Annotated in this window: 12 protein-coding genes; 4 read left to right on the forward strand and 8 right to left on the reverse strand. The window is 72.7% G+C overall.

The genetic code is table 11. The annotated features are described in order from the left end of the window. Nucleotides 1-5: 5 nt before the first annotated feature. Nucleotides 6-341, reverse strand: coding sequence for a cupredoxin domain-containing protein (locus tag VFO26_RS06730; protein ID WP_325114154.1), 336 nt, complete (start codon nt 339-341; stop codon nt 6-8). 103 nt (nt 342-444) lie between these two features. Between VFO26_RS06730 and VFO26_RS06735 the strand changes: the two genes are divergently transcribed. After that, nucleotides 445-1,443, forward strand: a complete 999-nt coding sequence (locus VFO26_RS06735) for a dipeptidase (RefSeq protein ID WP_325114155.1) — start codon at nt 445-447, stop codon at nt 1,441-1,443. Here the strand turns inward: VFO26_RS06735 and VFO26_RS06740 are convergent. The 3 genes from VFO26_RS06740 to VFO26_RS06750 form a co-directional block, all read right to left on the reverse strand. Next, nucleotides 1,440-2,093 carry a hypothetical protein gene (locus tag VFO26_RS06740; RefSeq protein WP_325114156.1) on the reverse strand — a complete coding sequence of 218 codons (654 nt, stop codon included), beginning with the start codon at nt 2,091-2,093 and terminating at the stop codon, nt 1,440-1,442. The genes VFO26_RS06735 and VFO26_RS06740 overlap by 4 nt on opposite strands. A 90-nt stretch (nt 2,094-2,183) precedes the next feature. Continuing rightward, nucleotides 2,184-5,003 (reverse strand): BTAD domain-containing putative transcriptional regulator, encoded by a 2,820-nt coding sequence (locus VFO26_RS06745; protein ID WP_325114157.1) that lies wholly within the window; start codon nt 5,001-5,003, stop codon nt 2,184-2,186. A gap of 130 nt (nt 5,004-5,133) precedes the next feature. Beyond that, nucleotides 5,134-5,709, reverse strand: coding sequence for a cupin domain-containing protein (locus tag VFO26_RS06750; protein WP_325114158.1), 576 nt, complete (start codon nt 5,707-5,709; stop codon nt 5,134-5,136). A gap of 109 nt (nt 5,710-5,818) precedes the next feature. Between VFO26_RS06750 and VFO26_RS06755 the strand changes: the two genes are divergently transcribed. Next, nucleotides 5,819-8,635, forward strand: coding sequence for a BTAD domain-containing putative transcriptional regulator (locus tag VFO26_RS06755; RefSeq protein ID WP_325114159.1), 2,817 nt, complete (start codon nt 5,819-5,821; stop codon nt 8,633-8,635). A 19-nt stretch (nt 8,636-8,654) separates the two neighbouring features. After that, nucleotides 8,655-11,468, forward strand: coding sequence for a BTAD domain-containing putative transcriptional regulator (locus VFO26_RS06760; RefSeq protein ID WP_325114160.1), 2,814 nt, complete (start codon nt 8,655-8,657; stop codon nt 11,466-11,468). Here the strand turns inward: VFO26_RS06760 and VFO26_RS06765 are convergent. After that, complete coding sequence (locus VFO26_RS06765) at nt 11,429-12,397, reverse strand: Gfo/Idh/MocA family oxidoreductase (protein WP_325114161.1); 969 nt, start codon at nt 12,395-12,397, stop codon at nt 11,429-11,431. The genes VFO26_RS06760 and VFO26_RS06765 overlap by 40 nt on opposite strands. Continuing rightward, complete coding sequence (gene xylB / locus VFO26_RS06770) at nt 12,394-13,845, reverse strand: xylulokinase (protein ID WP_325114162.1); 1,452 nt, start codon at nt 13,843-13,845, stop codon at nt 12,394-12,396. The genes VFO26_RS06765 and xylB overlap by 4 nt, the downstream gene beginning before the upstream one ends. A 24-nt stretch (nt 13,846-13,869) precedes the next feature. On the opposite strand from xylB, the gene VFO26_RS06775 reads away from it, so the two are divergent. Then, a complete protein-coding gene (locus tag VFO26_RS06775) occupies nt 13,870-14,472 on the forward strand; it encodes an MBL fold metallo-hydrolase (RefSeq protein WP_325114163.1) in 603 nt (200 codons plus the stop codon). 66 nt (nt 14,473-14,538) lie between these two features. On the opposite strand, the gene VFO26_RS06780 is transcribed toward VFO26_RS06775, so the two are convergent. After that, nucleotides 14,539-15,537, reverse strand: a complete 999-nt coding sequence (locus tag VFO26_RS06780; protein ID WP_325114164.1) for a TIM barrel protein — start codon at nt 15,535-15,537, stop codon at nt 14,539-14,541. Between the two features lie 10 nt (nt 15,538-15,547). After that, nucleotides 15,548-16,258 (reverse strand): ABC transporter permease subunit (locus VFO26_RS06785; RefSeq protein ID WP_414653060.1); only part of this gene is annotated, 711 nt, incomplete at its 5' end.

A 16,258-nucleotide genomic window follows, 5' to 3' on the forward strand; every position in this document is an offset into this window, starting at 1 on the left:
GAGCGCTACGAAACCTTGAACGAGCCCTTCATCTGGCTCGCGTGGGGGTCGCAGACGAACCTGTAGGTGCCCTTCTTGAGAGTCACGTTGAACGTCTTCGACCCGGTGGCGGCGACGCTCGTCTTCACGTTGACCCCCGGCCCACTCAGGTGGAAGTTGTGGAACGTGGCCTTGTCGCTGACCACGATCTTGACCTTGCCGGCCTTGGTGGGCTTCTTCGACATCGAGATCGTGAAGCCCGGGCCGACGGATCCCTTGAAGCTCGGCGTGGCGGCGGTGGCCGGGAGGGCCACGGCGAGGGCGGCGAGCCCTGCGAGAAGTGCGATCGGTGTACGTCTCATGGATCTCCTCGGTCGCTTCTCCGGTAGGTAGGAGTACGCACGGCGGGGGCGTCCGGATTCGTCCCCGCCCGCCCCCCACGAGTACCCGGATATCGTCGCACGTGTGATCGCGGACGCGCACGTCGATCTCCTGATGGAGCTCGCCTATCGCGAGCGGCGCCTCGGCGAGACCGACGTGTTCGCCCGGACGTGGCTCCCGCTCCTCGAACGCGGTGGGGTCGGACTCCAGGTGTGCCCGATCTACGTGGACGTCGTGGTGCAGCCAGAGGGCTCGCTGCGCGAGGCGTTGTCGATGGTTGCCGCCTTCCAGCGGGCGGTTCGCGAGAACGGCGGGCGCGTGCTGCAGGTCACGAGCGCCGCCGATCTCGACTCCGTACAGACGGGCGAGCGGATCGGGCTCGTGCTCGCGCTCGAGGGCGTCGAGTGCTTCGGCGTGGAGACGTGGCCGGCCGACGTGTTCCACGCGCTCGGGGTGCGCATGGCAGGGCTGACCTGGAACCGGCGGAACGCGTTCGCGGACGGGGCCGCCGAGGACGGCGGCAGCCTCTCGCGCCTGGGCCGCGAGCTCGTCGACCGCCTCGTCTCCCTGGGCGTCGTCCTCGATCTCGCCCATTCCTCCCGCGGCATGTTCACCGAGATCCTCGAGCGGGCCGCCGGCGCGCCCGTGCTCTGCTCGCACGGCGGCTGCCGAAGCGTCTACGACACGCCGCGCAACCTCGACGACGACCAGCTTCGCGCTCTCGCGGACGCGGGTGGGATCTTCGGCCTGATGCTCCACCCGATCGCGATCGGGCCGGAGCAGCGGACGATCGACGGCGTGGTCGACCACCTCGAGCATGCGGTGTCCGTGATGGGACCCGAGCGGGTCTGCCTCGGAGGGGACTTCACCCGGCGCCTCTGGGAGGCGATGCCGCCACCGCCGGAGCCGAAGGACGGCCTCATGCCCCCGGGCCTCACGCCCGGCCTCGGGATCGAGGGGCTCGTCGGCTCGGAGGACTACCCGGCGCTCGTCGAGGGGCTCGACCGCCGGGGCTGGGGCGCGGAGGAGGTCGCCGCCGTCACGAGCGACAACCTCCTCCGCTTCCTCCGCAGCTCGCTCTAGGGTCGGCGACCGACCAGCATCACGATCGACGCGACGGCGATCCAGGCCATCCACGCGAACATGCCGAGGAACGCGACCGTTCCCAGGGAGGCGATCCCTGCGACGACGCCGAGCCAGCCGAGCCAGGCCGGCAGCCCTACGCGGACGGCCGCGATCGAGGCGGGCACCACCATCAGCGCCGCAGCCACACCGGCGCCGCCCAGCAGGAACCAACCGACGTCGTCGTAGCCGAGATAGGCCTCTGCCTCGGAAAGGGCACGGGCCGGATCCGAGGGCATGTCGACGAGCGGCGCCATCCAGATGATCCAGCAGAGCGCGAAGCACAGCGCGAACGCGGTGCCGCCGATCAGCAGGAGCGCCGACTCCGTCTCGGTTGCGACGTGCCGGAGGCGGGCATGGAGCCCAGCCGCGAATGCACCGCCGAGGCCGATCGACAGCACGCCGAAGAGCAAGATCGCGACATTCCACCCCTCGTGGGAGGATGCGTACGCGACGACCTCGGCCGGGGTATCGCCCGTGTCATCGCTCGCGGGCGACACGAACAGCATGATCAGCCCGGCAACGAGGCCGAGGCCTCCGAGCGGTGGGAGCAGCCTCGTCCATCCCCGGCGGGTGATCGAGACGCCGGCGTCGAGCGTGGTCGTGGTCATCGTTCCTCCTTCGTGGTGAGTCGTTCCGACGAGGCGCAGCCTCGGGGAAGGCACTTACGACTGGCCCAAAGGACGCTTAAGACGAGCTGCTCAGGCGCTCGTGCCGGAGCGGAGCGGCTCGAGCAGCTCGGTCGCGAGCGCAGCGGCCTCGTCCATCGTGAGGAGTGCGCCGTCGTTCGTGTGCCGCGCGAGCGCCTCGCTCCCGAGGAGCTCGGCGAGCCTCGCCTGTAGCTCTGCAATCTGGGCTCCGTCGTCCGCCTGGATCGCAATACCGGCACGACGAAACGCCTCGGCGGAGGCGCCGAGCAGCTTCGCAGCTCCGTCCGGAGAATCGTCGACCAGGAGGTCGGCGACGACGATGAGGGCCATCCCGAGGAGCTCGTCGAGGCCGAGCATGCGGGTCTCGTCGAGCGCGCGAGAGACGTACCGGGCGGCGTTGACGCGGTCTCCGGTGAGACCGTAGACGCCTCCGATCATGTAGAGCGTGTACGCGAGCGACCTGCTCGACCCCTTGTGCTCGAGCATGCGAAGCGCCTCGAGGAGGTGCGCGCCGGCCGCCTCGTACTCGTGCCGACGAGTGAGGACCAGCGCGAGCTGGGTCAGGACGTGCCCGAGCCGGCGCTCCTCGCCGATGTCTCGGAAGATCTCGACAGCGCGCTCGAACGCGACGATCGCCTCCTCGAGGCGGCCGGCGCGCTCGAACGAGCCCCCGATCCACGAGTGAGCGAGCCCCATCGTGGCCAGGTCCGCCGCTTCCTCGAGAGCCGGGAGAGCGCTGCGGTAGAGCGAGACGGCGCGCTCCTCGTCACGTTCGTCGCCCGCGACGAGACCGGCCTCGAGGACGATCCGCGCGCGCAGCGCCGGTGGAGCAGAACCGCTGCGTCCGAGCGCCGCGGTGACGGTCCGCCGCCGCTCGGAGCGGTCCCCGCGCGTGAAGAACCAGAATCGATGCGCTGCGACGAGCCGAAGCTGACGCTCGGGCTCGTCGCATTCCTCCGCCCACGCGAGGGCGACCCGGATGTCCGGAAGGTCGGCCTCGGCGGCATCGAGCAGCGCGGGCGACATCCCGATGGCTCGCTCGCGTTCGGCGTAGTCCTCCACCACGGAGAGGAAGTGATCGAGGTGACGCTCGCGTGTCTCGCGCTCCTCCCCGGCTTCGACGAGCTTCTCCAGCGCGTACTCTCGGATCGTCTCGAGCATGCCGAAGCGGGGCTCACCCGCGGCATCCGCGTGGTGGACGACGAGCCCCGCGTCGAGGAGCGTCTCGAGGCTCTCCGACGCATCCACCTCACGGACCGATTCGATTGCGTCCAGCGACACGGCGCCTGCGAACACGCCGAGGGTCCGGAACACGCGCCGGGCGTCGTCGTCCAGCAGCTCGTGGCTCCAGTCGATCGTCGCCCGAAGCGAGCGGTGGCGCCGAGGGAGGTCGGGGGCGTTGCGTGCCAGGAGCGCGAGCCGCTCACCGAGGCGCCGCGCGGTGCCCTCGGGCCCGAGGACGCGGATCCGCGCGGCGGCGAGCTCCAGCGCGAGCGGAAGGCCGTCGAGCGCCCGGCAGATGCGCGCCACGGCGGGGGCGTTGTCGTCGCGGAGCTCGAACTCCGGGATGGAGGCACGCACCCGCTCGAGATACAGCTGGACGGCGTCGGTGTGGGCGATGGACGCGGCTGCGTCGTCACCCGGTTCGGGCACGCCGAGCGGCGGAACCCTGTATTCGTGCTCCGCGGACAGCCGCAGGGGAACGCGGCTCGTGGCGAGGACCCGCAAGCCGGGTGCGCTCGCGAGCAGGTCTGCGAGGAGGGGATGTGCGGCGGGCAGGTGCTCGAGGTTGTCGAGGACGAGCAGCTGCGGGGCCTCGCCGAGCGCCGCGGCGATCCTCTCCGCCGGCGACGTCGCCGGCGAGTCTTCCGCCCCGACCGCAGCTGCGATCGTCGAGGCCACGAGCTCCGGGTCCGAGAGCGACCCGAGGTCGACGAGCACAGCGCCCCCGACCACGTCCGCGGCGGCCAGGGCGAGCCGGGTCTTCCCGGCGCCTCCCGTCCCCGTCAGCGTCAGCAGCCGGATCTCCGGACGACCGAGGAGGCCGGTGACGGCCGCGAGCTCCAGTTCCCTGCCGATCAGCGGGGTGTCCGGCGAGAGCCGTGCGGCCAGGGTGGGCTGCGTGGGTGCTCCCAGCGCAGGATCCTGGCGGAGGATCGCCTGCTCCAGCTCGCGGAGCTCCGAGCCGGGCTCGATCCCGAGCTCGTCCACGAGCGTCTCCCTCGCTGCCCTGTATGCGGCAAGCGCGTCGGCCTGTCGGTTCGAGCGGTAGAGCGCGACCATCAGCTGGGCCCGGAACCGCTCCCGCAGGGGATGCGCGGCGACGAGAGCCTCCAGCTCGGCCACCAGCCCGGCGTGACGACCGAGGGCGAGCTCCGCCTCGAGGCGTCGCTCCAGCGCGACGAGGCGCAGCCCCTCCAGGCGCTCGGCCTCGGGCTGGACGAACGACTCGAACGCGAGGTCCGCGAGTGCGGGCCCGCGCCAGAGCCGGAGGGCTTCCGCGAGGAGACCGTGCGCCTCGGAGTGGTTCCCGGCAGCGAGCGGAGCCTCCGCGCGCTCGACCAGCCGCTCGAACGTCGCAACGTCGAGCTCGCCCTCGTTCACGCGAATGGCGTAGCCGGGCGCTCGCGTCACGATCCGGTCGGCCCCGAGCGCCTTCCGGAGCGAGTGGACGTGCACCTGGAGGGCGCCCGCGGCGGTCGGGGGCGGGGACTCTCCCCACACGGCGTCGATCAGATGCTCCGTGGAGACGACCTTGTTCGCATGCAGCAGGAGCTCCGCGAGCACCGCTCGGACGCGCGGCCCGCCGAGCGCAAGGGGGCGGCCGTCGTCGTCGACGGCCTCCAGCGGCCCCAGGATCCTGAGCTCCACGAGCGCGAGATGATACGGACGCGGCGCCGGCCCTCGCGGTCCGGCACTCGACCCAGAACGGCACCGGGCCCGGCCGCACGTGGCGGACGGGCCCGGGGCGGAGCGCGCCGGTTGTCGGTCATACGGTGGATCAGACGCCGAGAGCGGTCGGGGCCTTCGGTGCCTGCGGCTCGTAGTTCGGCTTGTAGCCGAGCAGCCTGCCGAGTGGAGCGCCCATCGCGAGCCCGAGCTTCTGGAGCCACGCGGGCGGGAACGGCAGCCGCACGTCGTCGAAGTGGTGCCTCGCGATGACGGCCAGCCGGAGCGGGTTCGGCATCCCCTTCCTGTTCACCTTGCCGTCCTCGGCGAGCGTGAACATCGTCTCGATCAGCTGCTCGAAGCCGAGCGCCGGCTTGACCTCGCAGACGAAGTGCGCGGTGTCCTCGCCGATGTTGCGGAACTTGTGCGGCGTCCCGGCCGGGACGAGCACACGGTCGCCGGGCTTCGCGACGAGCTTCCGCTTGCCGAGCCGGAACTCGAGCTCGCCGGCGAGGACCTCGAACGTCTCCTCCTGCTGCGGATGGACGTGGGCGGCCGCGACGGCGCCGTTGGGCTCGACGAACGTCTCGACGACGACGGTCTCTCCGTTCGTGTCCGCAGACGTGGTGCGGAAGACCAGGGTCTCGCCGGTGACGGGGTTCGTGATGGACTGGCCGGTGGTGATCATTGCGTTCCTCCTGTTGGATGGGCCGTACGTGACGGCCACACCATCGGCCAGGGCCCTTACGATCGACCGAAGATCGGCTTAAGGGCCGAAGGGGAGGCTGAAAAGGGCGATGGAGTTCCGCTTGCTGGGCCCGCTGGAGGTCGTGGGCGACGACGGCGCGCCCGTCCAGCTGGGTGGGAAGCGGCCGCGGGCCCTGCTCGCGCTGCTCCTGCTGCACGCCAACGAGGCCGTGTCGACCGACCGACTGATCGACGGCATCTGGAGCGAGTCACCCCCCGCCAGCGCCCAGGGCGCGCTGCAGGTGCACGTGCACGCACTGCGGAAGGCGCTCGGCCCCGACCGGATCCTGACGCGCGCGCCCGGCTACCTCGTGCGCACCGTGCCCGGCGAGCTCGACGTCGACCGGTTCGAGCAGCTCGTCTCGGAGCGCGCGTTCGGCGACGCGCTCGCCCTCTGGCGTGGCCCCGCCCTCGCGGACGTCGCCGACGAGCCTTTCGCGCAGGCGGAGGCGGCCCGGCTGGAGGAGCGGCGCCTGGCGGCGCTCGAGGAGCGGATCGACGCCGACCTCGACGCCGGCCGTCACGACGCCGTGGCCGCCGAGCTCGAGGCGCTCGTCGCCACCGAGCCGCACCGCGAGCGGCTGCGCGGGCAGCAGATGCTCGCGCTCTACCGGGCCGGACGGCAGACCGATGCCCTCGACGCGTATCGGGAGGCACGCGCCGCCCTCGACGAGCTCGGCCTGGAGCCCTCTCCCCGGCTGCGGCGGCTCGAGCAGCAGATCCTCCAGCACGATCCCGTGCTCGCGCCGCCGACACCCGGCGGCCGCGGACGAGAGACCCGTGTGGCACCCCCTGTCGAGCTTCTGGGCCGGCAGCTCGAGGTGGCCGCGATCGGCGCGTTGCTCGACCGCGGCGACACGCGCCTGGTCACGCTGACCGGCCCGGGCGGGACGGGCAAGACGAGCCTGGCGCTGGCCGTGGCACGTGACCTCTGCGGGACGGAGGCCGTGTTCGTCGACCTCGGCCCCGTCTCCGACCCAGGACTGGTCGCCACGTCGATTGCGAAGGCACTCGCGATCGACGAGGAGCCGGGACGGCCGGTCGAGGAGACGCTGTCGGAGGCGGTCGCGGAGCTCGACAGGCTGCTGGTGATCGACAACTTCGAGCATCTCCTCGAGGCAGCCGGGCTGGTGGGAGCGATCGTCGACTCGGGGCCGAGGATGCGGGTCGTCGTCACGAGTCGGGCTCCGCTGCGCCTGCGCTCCGAGCGCGAGTACCAGGTCAGGCCCCTGCCCGTCCCCGAGCCCGGCGCGGCGAGCGTCGGCGAGATCTGCGATGTGGAGTCGGTGCGGCTGTTCGTGTCGCGGGCGCAGGCCGTGATGCCGGGCTTCGAGCTGCGCGACGAGAACGCCCCAGCGGTGGCGGGCATCTGCCGTGCGCTCGACGGCCTGCCTCTCGCGATCGAGCTCGCTGCCGCCCGCGTCCGTGTTCTCGGGCCCGAGGGAATGGCGCAGCGCATCGGCCAACGGCTGGCGCTCCTCACGCGCCGTGCTCCCGACCTTCCCGAGCGCCAGCGCTCGCTGCGGGCGACGATCGAGTGGAGCATCCGGCTGCTCGACGAGGACAGCCGTGTGGCGTTCGCAATCGTCGGCGTGTTCGCGTCCCCCGCCTCGCTGGCGGCCATCGAGCACGTCGCGGAGCACAGGGTCGCCGACGTGCCGGGGGCGATGGAGGCGCTGCTCGACGCGGCGCTCGTCGTCTCGGACGCCGACCCGTCGGGCGAGCCGCGCTTCCGGATGCTCGAGACGATCCGCGACTACGCGCTCGAGGAGCTCGAGGCGAGCGGCGACGACGGTGAGGCCCGAGACCGTCACCTCGACCTGATGATCGCCACCGTGCAGCGCTGGGACGCGTCCCGACGAGACGACCCGAACGACCGAGGCGACATGGGGATCGTCGACGCGGTCTACCCCGATGTCGTGGGCGCGCTCGGGCACGCGAGCGCGTCCGGCGCGCTGGAGCAGGAGTTCCAGCTGCTCGCGACGATCTGGCGCTACTGGCGGTGGCGCGGGTACGTGGAGGACGCCCACCACCACCTCGAGGCGGCGACGGGGTCCGAGGACCCGCGCGTTCCGCGGCTCGCGGCGGCCGACGCCCTGCTGGGCGCCTCGGTGATCGAGCTGATCCGAGGCGACCTCGGCCGCGCCGGTTCCCACGCCGAGCGTGCCGCGGAGTCGTACGGCGCAGTCGACGAGCCGCTGCTCCAGGCGAAGGCCTTCACGCAGCTCGCCTCGATCGCGAACGCGAGCGACGACCCGGGTCGAGCCCTCGCTCTGTGCGAGCGAGCCGTTCCCGTGCTCCGCGCCGCGGGTGAGCTCGACATCCTCGGGATCGCGCTGATGGCGACCGCCGAGTCCGCCCGCCGCCTGCGGGACCTCGACCGCGCGCGCGAGGCGGCCGTGGAGGCCGTCGAGGTGCGCGCCTCGCGCGGAAACACGCGGGGCGCGGGCTTCGCGCGCGTCGTGCTGGCGGACATCGAGGGTCGGCGCGGAGACCACGCCGCGGCCGCGCAGCTGCTGCTCCAGTCCCTCCCGGTCGCGAGCGAGCTCGGCGATCTCGAGAGCCTGGCGCCGAACCTCTTCGTGGCGGCCGCGACGCTGGCGGCGGCCGATGACCACGACCCCGCGGCCCGCCTCCTCGGAGCCGCGGAGGCGGCGCTCCGCAGGATGGGAGCGGGGCGCCTGGAGATGGAGTGGGACGACTACTTCGCGCCCGTGCTCGCGAAGCTCGGAGCCGCCATGCCGGGAGACGAGCTCCGCGCCCGCTACGACGCGGGCCTCGGCCTCTCCCCCGAAGAGGCGGCGGGGCTCGCGGTCGATCGCCTGGGCGCCGTCGAGTGGTCGCGCCAGGACCGGGTCGGGGCCTGAGAGGAGGCGGCGAGCGCTCATGGAGTTCGGGCTCTTGGGGCCGCTCGAGGTCGTGGACGACGACGGCGCGCCCGTCCAGCTGGGAGGGAAGCGGCCACGGGCGCTGCTCGCCAGGCTGCTGCTCTCCCCCAACGAGGTCGTCTCGATCGACCGGCTGGTCGACGCGGTCTGGGGCGAGGCACCGCCGTCGAGCGCACAGAACGCGTTGCAGGTGCACGTGCACGCCCTGCGCAGCGCACTCGGCGCCGAGCGGATCCTGACGCGCGCGCCCGGCTACCTGCTGCGGGTCGAGGACGGCGAGCTCGACGTGCAGCGCTTCGAGCAGCTCATCGCCGCGGGGAAGCCCGGCGAGGCCCTCGAGCTCTGGCGAGGGCCCGCGCTCGCGGACGTCGCGGACGAGCAGCTCGCGCGGGCGGAGGCCGCGCGGCTCGACGACACCCGCCTGTCGGCCCTGGAGGCGCGGATAGATGCGGAGCTCGACGCCGGCCGCCACGCTGCGCTGACGGCCGAGCTGGAGTCGCTCGTCGGCGAGCATCCCCACCGGGAGAGGTTCCGCGCCCAGCAGATGCTCGCGCTCTACCGCTCCGGCCGCCAGGCCGACGCGCTCGCCGCCTACCAGGATGCGCGCCGGGCGCTCGTCGAGGCGCTCGGCATCGAGCCGTCGGCGGAGCTGCGCGAGCTGGAACGGCAGATCCTTCGGCAGGACCCGGGTCTCGAGCTACCCGTCCGCGAACAACGCCCTCGGGCGGACACGCTGCCGGCTGCGCCGTCGCCCCTGATCGGCCGTGAGCTCGAGCTCGCCGCCGTCTCGGCCCTCCTCGCGCGGCCCGACACGAACCTCGTGACCCTCACCGGGCCGGGGGGAACCGGCAAGACCCGACTCGCGCTCGAGATCGCCCGCACGCGGGGCACGCACGACGGCGCGGTGTTCGTCGATCTCTCGTCCGTCGAGGACGTCGCTCTCGTCCTTCCGACGATCGCGCACGCGCTGGGAGGAGGCGAGACGCCGGGGGAGGACCCGGTTCAGACCGTCGCCGCCGCCCTCGGCGCGCCCGCCCCGCTCCTCGTGCTGGACAACCTCGAGCAGGTGCTCGGGGCCGCGGCGGACATCGGGCGACTCCTGGAGCGCGCCCGCGGGGCGACGATCCTCGCCACCAGCAGGGCGCCGTTGCGGGTCTCCGCCGAGCACGAGTACCGCGTTCCCCCGCTCCCCGTTCCGGAGGTCGGCACCGAGGCGGTGCGCGACGTCGAGCGCTCGCCCTCGGTGCGGCTCTACGTCGAGCGCGCCCGAAAAGGCGATGCCGCGTTCGAGCTCACCGAGGCGAACGCGCACGCCGTTGCGCGGATCTGCAGGTCGGTGGACGGGCTGCCCCTCGCGGTCGAGCTCGCCGCGGCGCGGGTGCGGTCGCTCGGCGCCGAGGGGACCGCGGCCCGCCTCGGCGACATGCTCGGCTTGCTCTCGCGTGGGGCGCGCGATCTCCCCGAGCGCCAGCGCTCGCTCCGGGCGACGATCGACTGGAGCGTGCAGCTCCTCGACGAGCAGGCGCGCCGCGTCCTCGCTGCGCTGGGCGCCTTCAGCGGCGGGGCGACCCTGGACGCGCTCGAGGCGGTCGCCGCTCCGGAGCTCGACATCCCCACCGCGCTCGACGACCTGCTCGACGTGGCGCTCGTCGGTCGTAGCGCCGAGTCGGGTGGTGTGCCGCGCTTCGGGATGCTCGAGACGGTGCGCGAGTACGCGACCGAGCTGCTCGCGGCGTCCGCGGACGAGGGCGCCGTGCGTGATCGCCACCTCGACTGGTTCCTACGGCACGTCGAGGGCGAAGGCGTGTACTGGCGCCGGAACACCGACGCTGCCTGGCTCGAGCGCGTCGCCCTGGATCACGACAACTACCGCGCAGCACTCTCACATGCGCGAGCGACCGGCGACGCCGAGCGCGAGCTTCGCGTTGCGAACGCCCTGAGGTACTTCTGGCGGGTGCGTGGCTACGTCGAGGAGGGGCGCCGGCGTCTCGAGGAAGCCGTGGTGCTGTCCACCGGCGTCGAGCCCGCGTTGCGGGCGCGGACGCTGGGCGAGACGGGCGTGATGGCCTTCGCGGGGGGCGACTACCCACGGTCGCGCGAGCTCTGGAACGAGGCGCTCCCGATCCTCGAGCGGCTGGGCGAGCCGAGGGAGATCGCGCGCGCGTTCGGTGAGCTCGGTGCGTGCGGTGCCGCCGAGGGCGACCTTCGCGGTGCCGTGCCGCTCTACGAGGCCGCGCTCGAGAAGCTCTCCGAGACGGACGACCTGCACGGCATCGGGGTCATGCACGCAAACCTCGCGGCGGCCTACGAGGGGCTCGGCGAGGTCGAGAAGGCACGTGCCGCGTCTCTCGAGGCGCTTCGGCTCCAGGAGCGCATCGGTGACGACGACGGGGTCGCGATCTCGAATCTCAACATGGCGAGCCTCGAAGCCGCCGTCGGAGACCTCGACCGGGCGAGCGGCCACCTTCATGCGTCGCTCGACGCCTCGGAGCGCCTCGGGTACCGCGAGGGGACGCTGTATGCGGTGGGGATCGCTGCACAGATCGCCGCTGCGCGGGGTGAGGTCGTCGATGCAGGCCTGCTGTGCGGGGCGTTCGAGGAGCACTTCCGCGCCCTCGGAACTCCCCAGGCGGAGGAGGCAGAGCGCGCGCGGCGCGTGCGCGAGCGTGTCGGGGAGCATCCCGAAGCCGAGGCGCTGCTCGAGCGTGGCCGGCGCTTGACGTTCGACGAGTCCGTCGCGCTCGCACGAGCGGCGACGCAAGACCGCTCCGGTCAGACCGAGACGGAGGCGCCCTTCTCGGCCGAGCGGTAGAGCGCGTCGATCGCCCGTGCCTGGCCGACGGCGTCCGTGAGCCCGAGGAGCACCGGCGCACGGCCCGCAACGGCTTCGGCCAGGTTCTCGAGCTGCAGCCGGTACGAGTCCGCCTGCTCGACGGTGACGACCTCCGGGGCGGCGCCGCTCCGCTCGAGCTGGAGCTCCCCGCCCCAGTCGACCCGCCACGGCGCGAAGGCGCGCAGCACGCCCTGGTCGCCGACGACCTCGAGGAGCTGGCGCTCGGGAGCGAGGAACGAGGCCTCGAACTGTGCGACCACGTCGTCCCAGAACCGCATCGTCCCGTACAGCGCCATGTCGACGCCGGTCTCCCCCGTCACCTGCTCGGCCAGCACCGTGACCGGCTCACCAGCGACCAGCCGACAGCCGCTGACGCAGTAGCAGCCGACGTCCATCAGGGCGCCCCCGTCGAGCTCCGGGATCGCGCGCACGTTGGTCAGGTCGGTCAGCGGGAACGAGAACGTCGCGCGCAGGGTGAGGATCCGGCCCACGGCGCCGTCGAGGACGAGCTGCTGGATCGTCTTCGTCTGCGGGTGGTGGCGGTACATGAACGCCTCGGTCAGCACGAGCCCCGCTGACTCGGCCGCCGCGAATGCCTCCTCCACCTCCGCGGGGTGACGGGAGTAGGGCTTCTCGCAGAGCACGTGCTTGCCCGCCGCGAGCGCCCTCATCGTCCACTCGTGGTGCATCCCGTTGGGCAGCGAGACGTAGACGGCATCGACCTCCGGGTCCTCGAGCAGCCCCTCGTACGCCGCGTGCGCCCTCGGGATGCCGTGCTCGCTCGCGTACGACTGAGCGCGGGCGCCGTCGCGGCTGCCGACCGCGACGACCTCGACTCCGTCCGCCTCGGCGGCCCCCTGGAGGATCGCGCGGTTGATGTTCGCAGTGGAGAGAAGCCCCAGTCTCATCGCGCCACCTTAAGGGCTGGGTACAGGGCGCGGTAGCGATCCTGGAGCCCTGCGTACGTCTCCTGCCAGGCAGGGTCGGGCTCGACGGTGTCGCGGACGCGGACGCACCGTTCGACTGCCTCGTGCACATCGGCGAACACGCCCGCGGCGACGCCGCCGAGCAGCGCCGCGCCGAAGGCGGATCCCTCCTCCGACTCGGTGAGCTCGAGCGGCACCCCGAGCACCGAGGCGACGATCCGGAGCCACAGGCGGCTCCGCGCGCCACCGCCCGAGGCCCGCGCCGCGGTCGCCTCGACGCCGAGCTCCCCCAGCAGGTCGAACGAGTCGCGTAGCCCGAAGGCGACGCCCTCGAGGACCGCGCGCACGAGTGCGCCGCGGTCGTGCCGAACATGCAGCCCGACGAAGGCGCCGCGGGCGTCGGGATCGGCGTGCGGCGTCCGCTCCCCCGCCAGGTACGGGAGGAAGACGAGCCCTTCCGCTCCCGCGGGCCAGGCCCCGGCTTCGTCGACGAGCCCGTCGAAGGGCGAGCCCGGCGCCGCGACATCGCGGACCCACTGCAGCGAGCCGGCGGCGGACAGCATCACACCCATTGCCTGCCAGGTTCCCGGCACGGCGTGGCAGAACGCGTGCACCCGGGCCTCGTCGTCGTGGGCATAGGCGGGCAGCGGCGCGAGGACGACGCCGGACGTCCCGAGGACGACCGAGAGCACCCCGGGCCGGACCGCCCCCACCCCGACGGCCGCCGCCGCCTGGTCGCCCGCGCCGGCCGCGACGGGGGTGCCCTGTCGCTCATGGCCTGCGCGGACGGCACCGGCCCTGGCCGGTGACTCGAGCACAGGCGGGAGCCAGACGGACGGGAGCTCCAGCGCCTCGATCACCTCGCCGCTCCAGTCCCGCTGCTCGACGTCGAGCAGCAGCGTCCCCGACGCATCGGAGGCGTCGATCGCCCAGTCTCCGGTGAGCCTCTGCCGGACGACGTCCTTGGGGAGCAGGACCCGCGCGATCCGCGCGTAGGCCTCGGGCTCGTGACGGCGGAGCCAGAGGAGCTTCGGGGCGGTGAACCCTGTGAGCGCGCGGTTCCCCGTCAAGGCGACGAGCCGCTCGAAGCCGACGCGCTGCTCGATCTCGGCGCACTCCTCGGCCGTGCGCTGGTCGTTCCACAGGATCGCGGGGCGGATCACACGGCCCGACTCGTCGAGCGTGACGAGGCCGTGCATCTGGCCCGAGAGCCCGATCCCCGCCACCTCGCGGCCGGAGGCCACCTCGGCGAGCGCAGACTCGGCGGCGCGCCACCAGTCCTCGGGATCCTGCTCCGACCAGCCCGGTCGCGGGGTCGAGAGCGGATAGCCGCGCGTGGCGACGGCGAGCACCTCGCCGTCCGCGGAGAGCGCGAGCGCCTTGACGCCCGTCGTGCCGACGTCGAGACCGACTAGCGCGGGGGAGCCCATCGTTCCCCGTTAGTGTCGAGGGGAGTGCGCATCCACGAGATCAGGCCGGGGCTCTGGCGCTGGACGACGTTCCACACCGAGTGGCGGCAGGACGTCGGCTCGGTCGCCTACGAGGGCGATGACGCGCTCGTGCTGATCGACCCGCTGCTCGAGGCGGACGATGCGCTCGACGACCTCGTCGGGCGGGTGGGAAAGCAGCCGGTCGTGCTCGTGACCGTGTTCTGGCACACGAGGAGCGCCGACGACCTCGCGCGCCGCCACGGCGCGAGGGTGCTCGCCCCGGCCGCCGGGAAGGCGGCGGTGCGCAGGCGCGCTCCGACGATGGAGGCGTTCAGACCGGGTCACCCGCTGCCCGGCGGGGTCGAGGCGTTCCCGACCGCCCGCGCGTCGGAGGTCGTGTACTGGCTCTCCGGGCACCGCGCCGTCGTGCCGGGCGACGTCCTGCTCGGCGCCGACCGCGGCGTCCGGATGTGCCCGCGGAGCTGGCTCCCCGCGAGCAAGACACTCGCCGACCTGGCAGCGTCGCTGCGCCCGCTGCTCGACCTGCCGGTCGCGCGCATTCTCGTTTCGCACGGGGAGCCCGTGCTCCGCGGCGGGCACGCCGCGCTCGAGCGGGCGCTTGACTGACGCCGTCGGGAAGCCGGCCACGCTGGATCCAGGCGGGACGCCCAAGGCAGCCACGGGTTCCCGACCTCAGGCGCCGAGCGCGGCGTAGACGAGCTCGTACGCCCGTACGGCGTCCTTGCGCGACTGCGCCTCGCGCAGCGCCGCGTCGTCGATCCGCCCCGAGACCTCCCAGATGAACCGCCACTGCTCGACGCTGCGGGCGACGGCGGCGACCGCGTCCTCCGTGTACGGGTAGAGGTCGAAGCCGAGGCGCTCGCCGTTCTCGCCGTAGCGGGCGCGCCGCAGCTCGACCGCGAGCTCCAGGGTCTCCATGAAGGCCGTCGCGCCGACCATGTTGTCGTCGTCGAACGTCCCCCACCCCGAGTTCGCGTGCTGGTGGCCGAGGAGGCCCTCGGCGGCGAGCATCGCCGCGTACTCGCCCAGGCTCTCGCCGTTCATGAGCAGGTGCTGCCAGTCCATGTTCACCTGGACGTTCGTGATCCCCCGCTCGCGCAGCTTGTGGACCACGTACAGCGTCATGCCGATGTTCCGCATCAGGATCTTCATCGCGGGCTCGGAGTTCTTGTGCTCGAGGAACAGCTTCACGCCGTGGCGCGCGCAGGTCTCCGCCGCCTCGGCGATCCCGTCCAGGAACCACTCCCACGACTCCGCGTAGGGGGTCTGGAACGGGTAGTTGTAGCCCTCGATCCCGGGCCAGCAGACCATGTTGGCGCCGACCTCGCCGGCGAGCTCCGCGGTCTCGCGGGTCAGCCGCCGCGCCTCGGCGCGTACCGCGGGATCGGGTGCGACGAGCCCGCCGCGGCCGAAGCGCGGGTCGAGATGGAGGCCCGTGCAGATCGTGTAGATGCCGTGCCCGTCGAGCGCCTCGCGCACCTCGTCGAGGTTCCCCTCGTCCAACTCGCCCGGATAGTGGAACTCGTAGTCGTCGATCAGGTCGCCGAGGCCCTCGACCGCGCGGCGCACGCGCTGCGCCGTCGTCTCGCCCGCGTGCTCGGGCTGGTAGCCGCCCGGCACGAACCGGGTGACCATCGATCCGAGCGCCCAGATGCCGAGGCTGGTCTTCATCGACGATGCCTCAGCGACCCGACTTGACCTGCAGCCGTCGCGCCACCGAGTCGAGGGTCACGGCGAGGAGCAGGATGATTCCCGTGACCATGTAGATCGTGCCCGTGCTGTAGCCGCCGATGTTGAGGCCGTTCGCGATCGTTGCGATGACCAGCGCTCCGAGCAGGGCGCCGCGAACTTCGCCGCGGCCGCCGAAGAGGCTCACGCCGCCGATCACCGCGGCGGAGATGGCGTCGAGCAGCAACGTGCCGCCGCCGACGTTGAGGTTCACCGACTGGAGACGCGCAGCGAGGATGATGCCGCCGACGCCCGCCATCACCGACGAAATCATGAAGACAACGATGCGAACGCGCGCCACGTTGATGCCGGCGCGCCTGGCTGCCTCCGCGTTGCCGCCGACTGCGTAGACGTGGCGGCCGAACGCCGTCCGCTTCGCGAGGTAGGTGAGCCCGACGAGGAAGACGACCATCAGCAGGCCTGCGAGCGGTAGGCCGAGAGGCCGCGTGCACGTCTCCGTGAGCGGCGTCCCCTCCGGGCACGGACGCGGCCTCGTGGCGTGGTTGCAGATCGCGACGGTGCCGAAGCTGGCCAGCACGACCCCGACGACCTTCGCGACCGTGAGCCACGGCCGCAATGCGAGCCCGGCGCGACGGCTGCTGGCGATCCCGCCCAGCGTCATGAGCGCGTACGCGCCGGAGATGATCGCGGCGATCAACCAGAT

The organism is Gaiella sp., assembly GCF_035710885.1.
Lineage (GTDB): Bacteria > Actinomycetota > Thermoleophilia > Gaiellales > Gaiellaceae > Gaiella.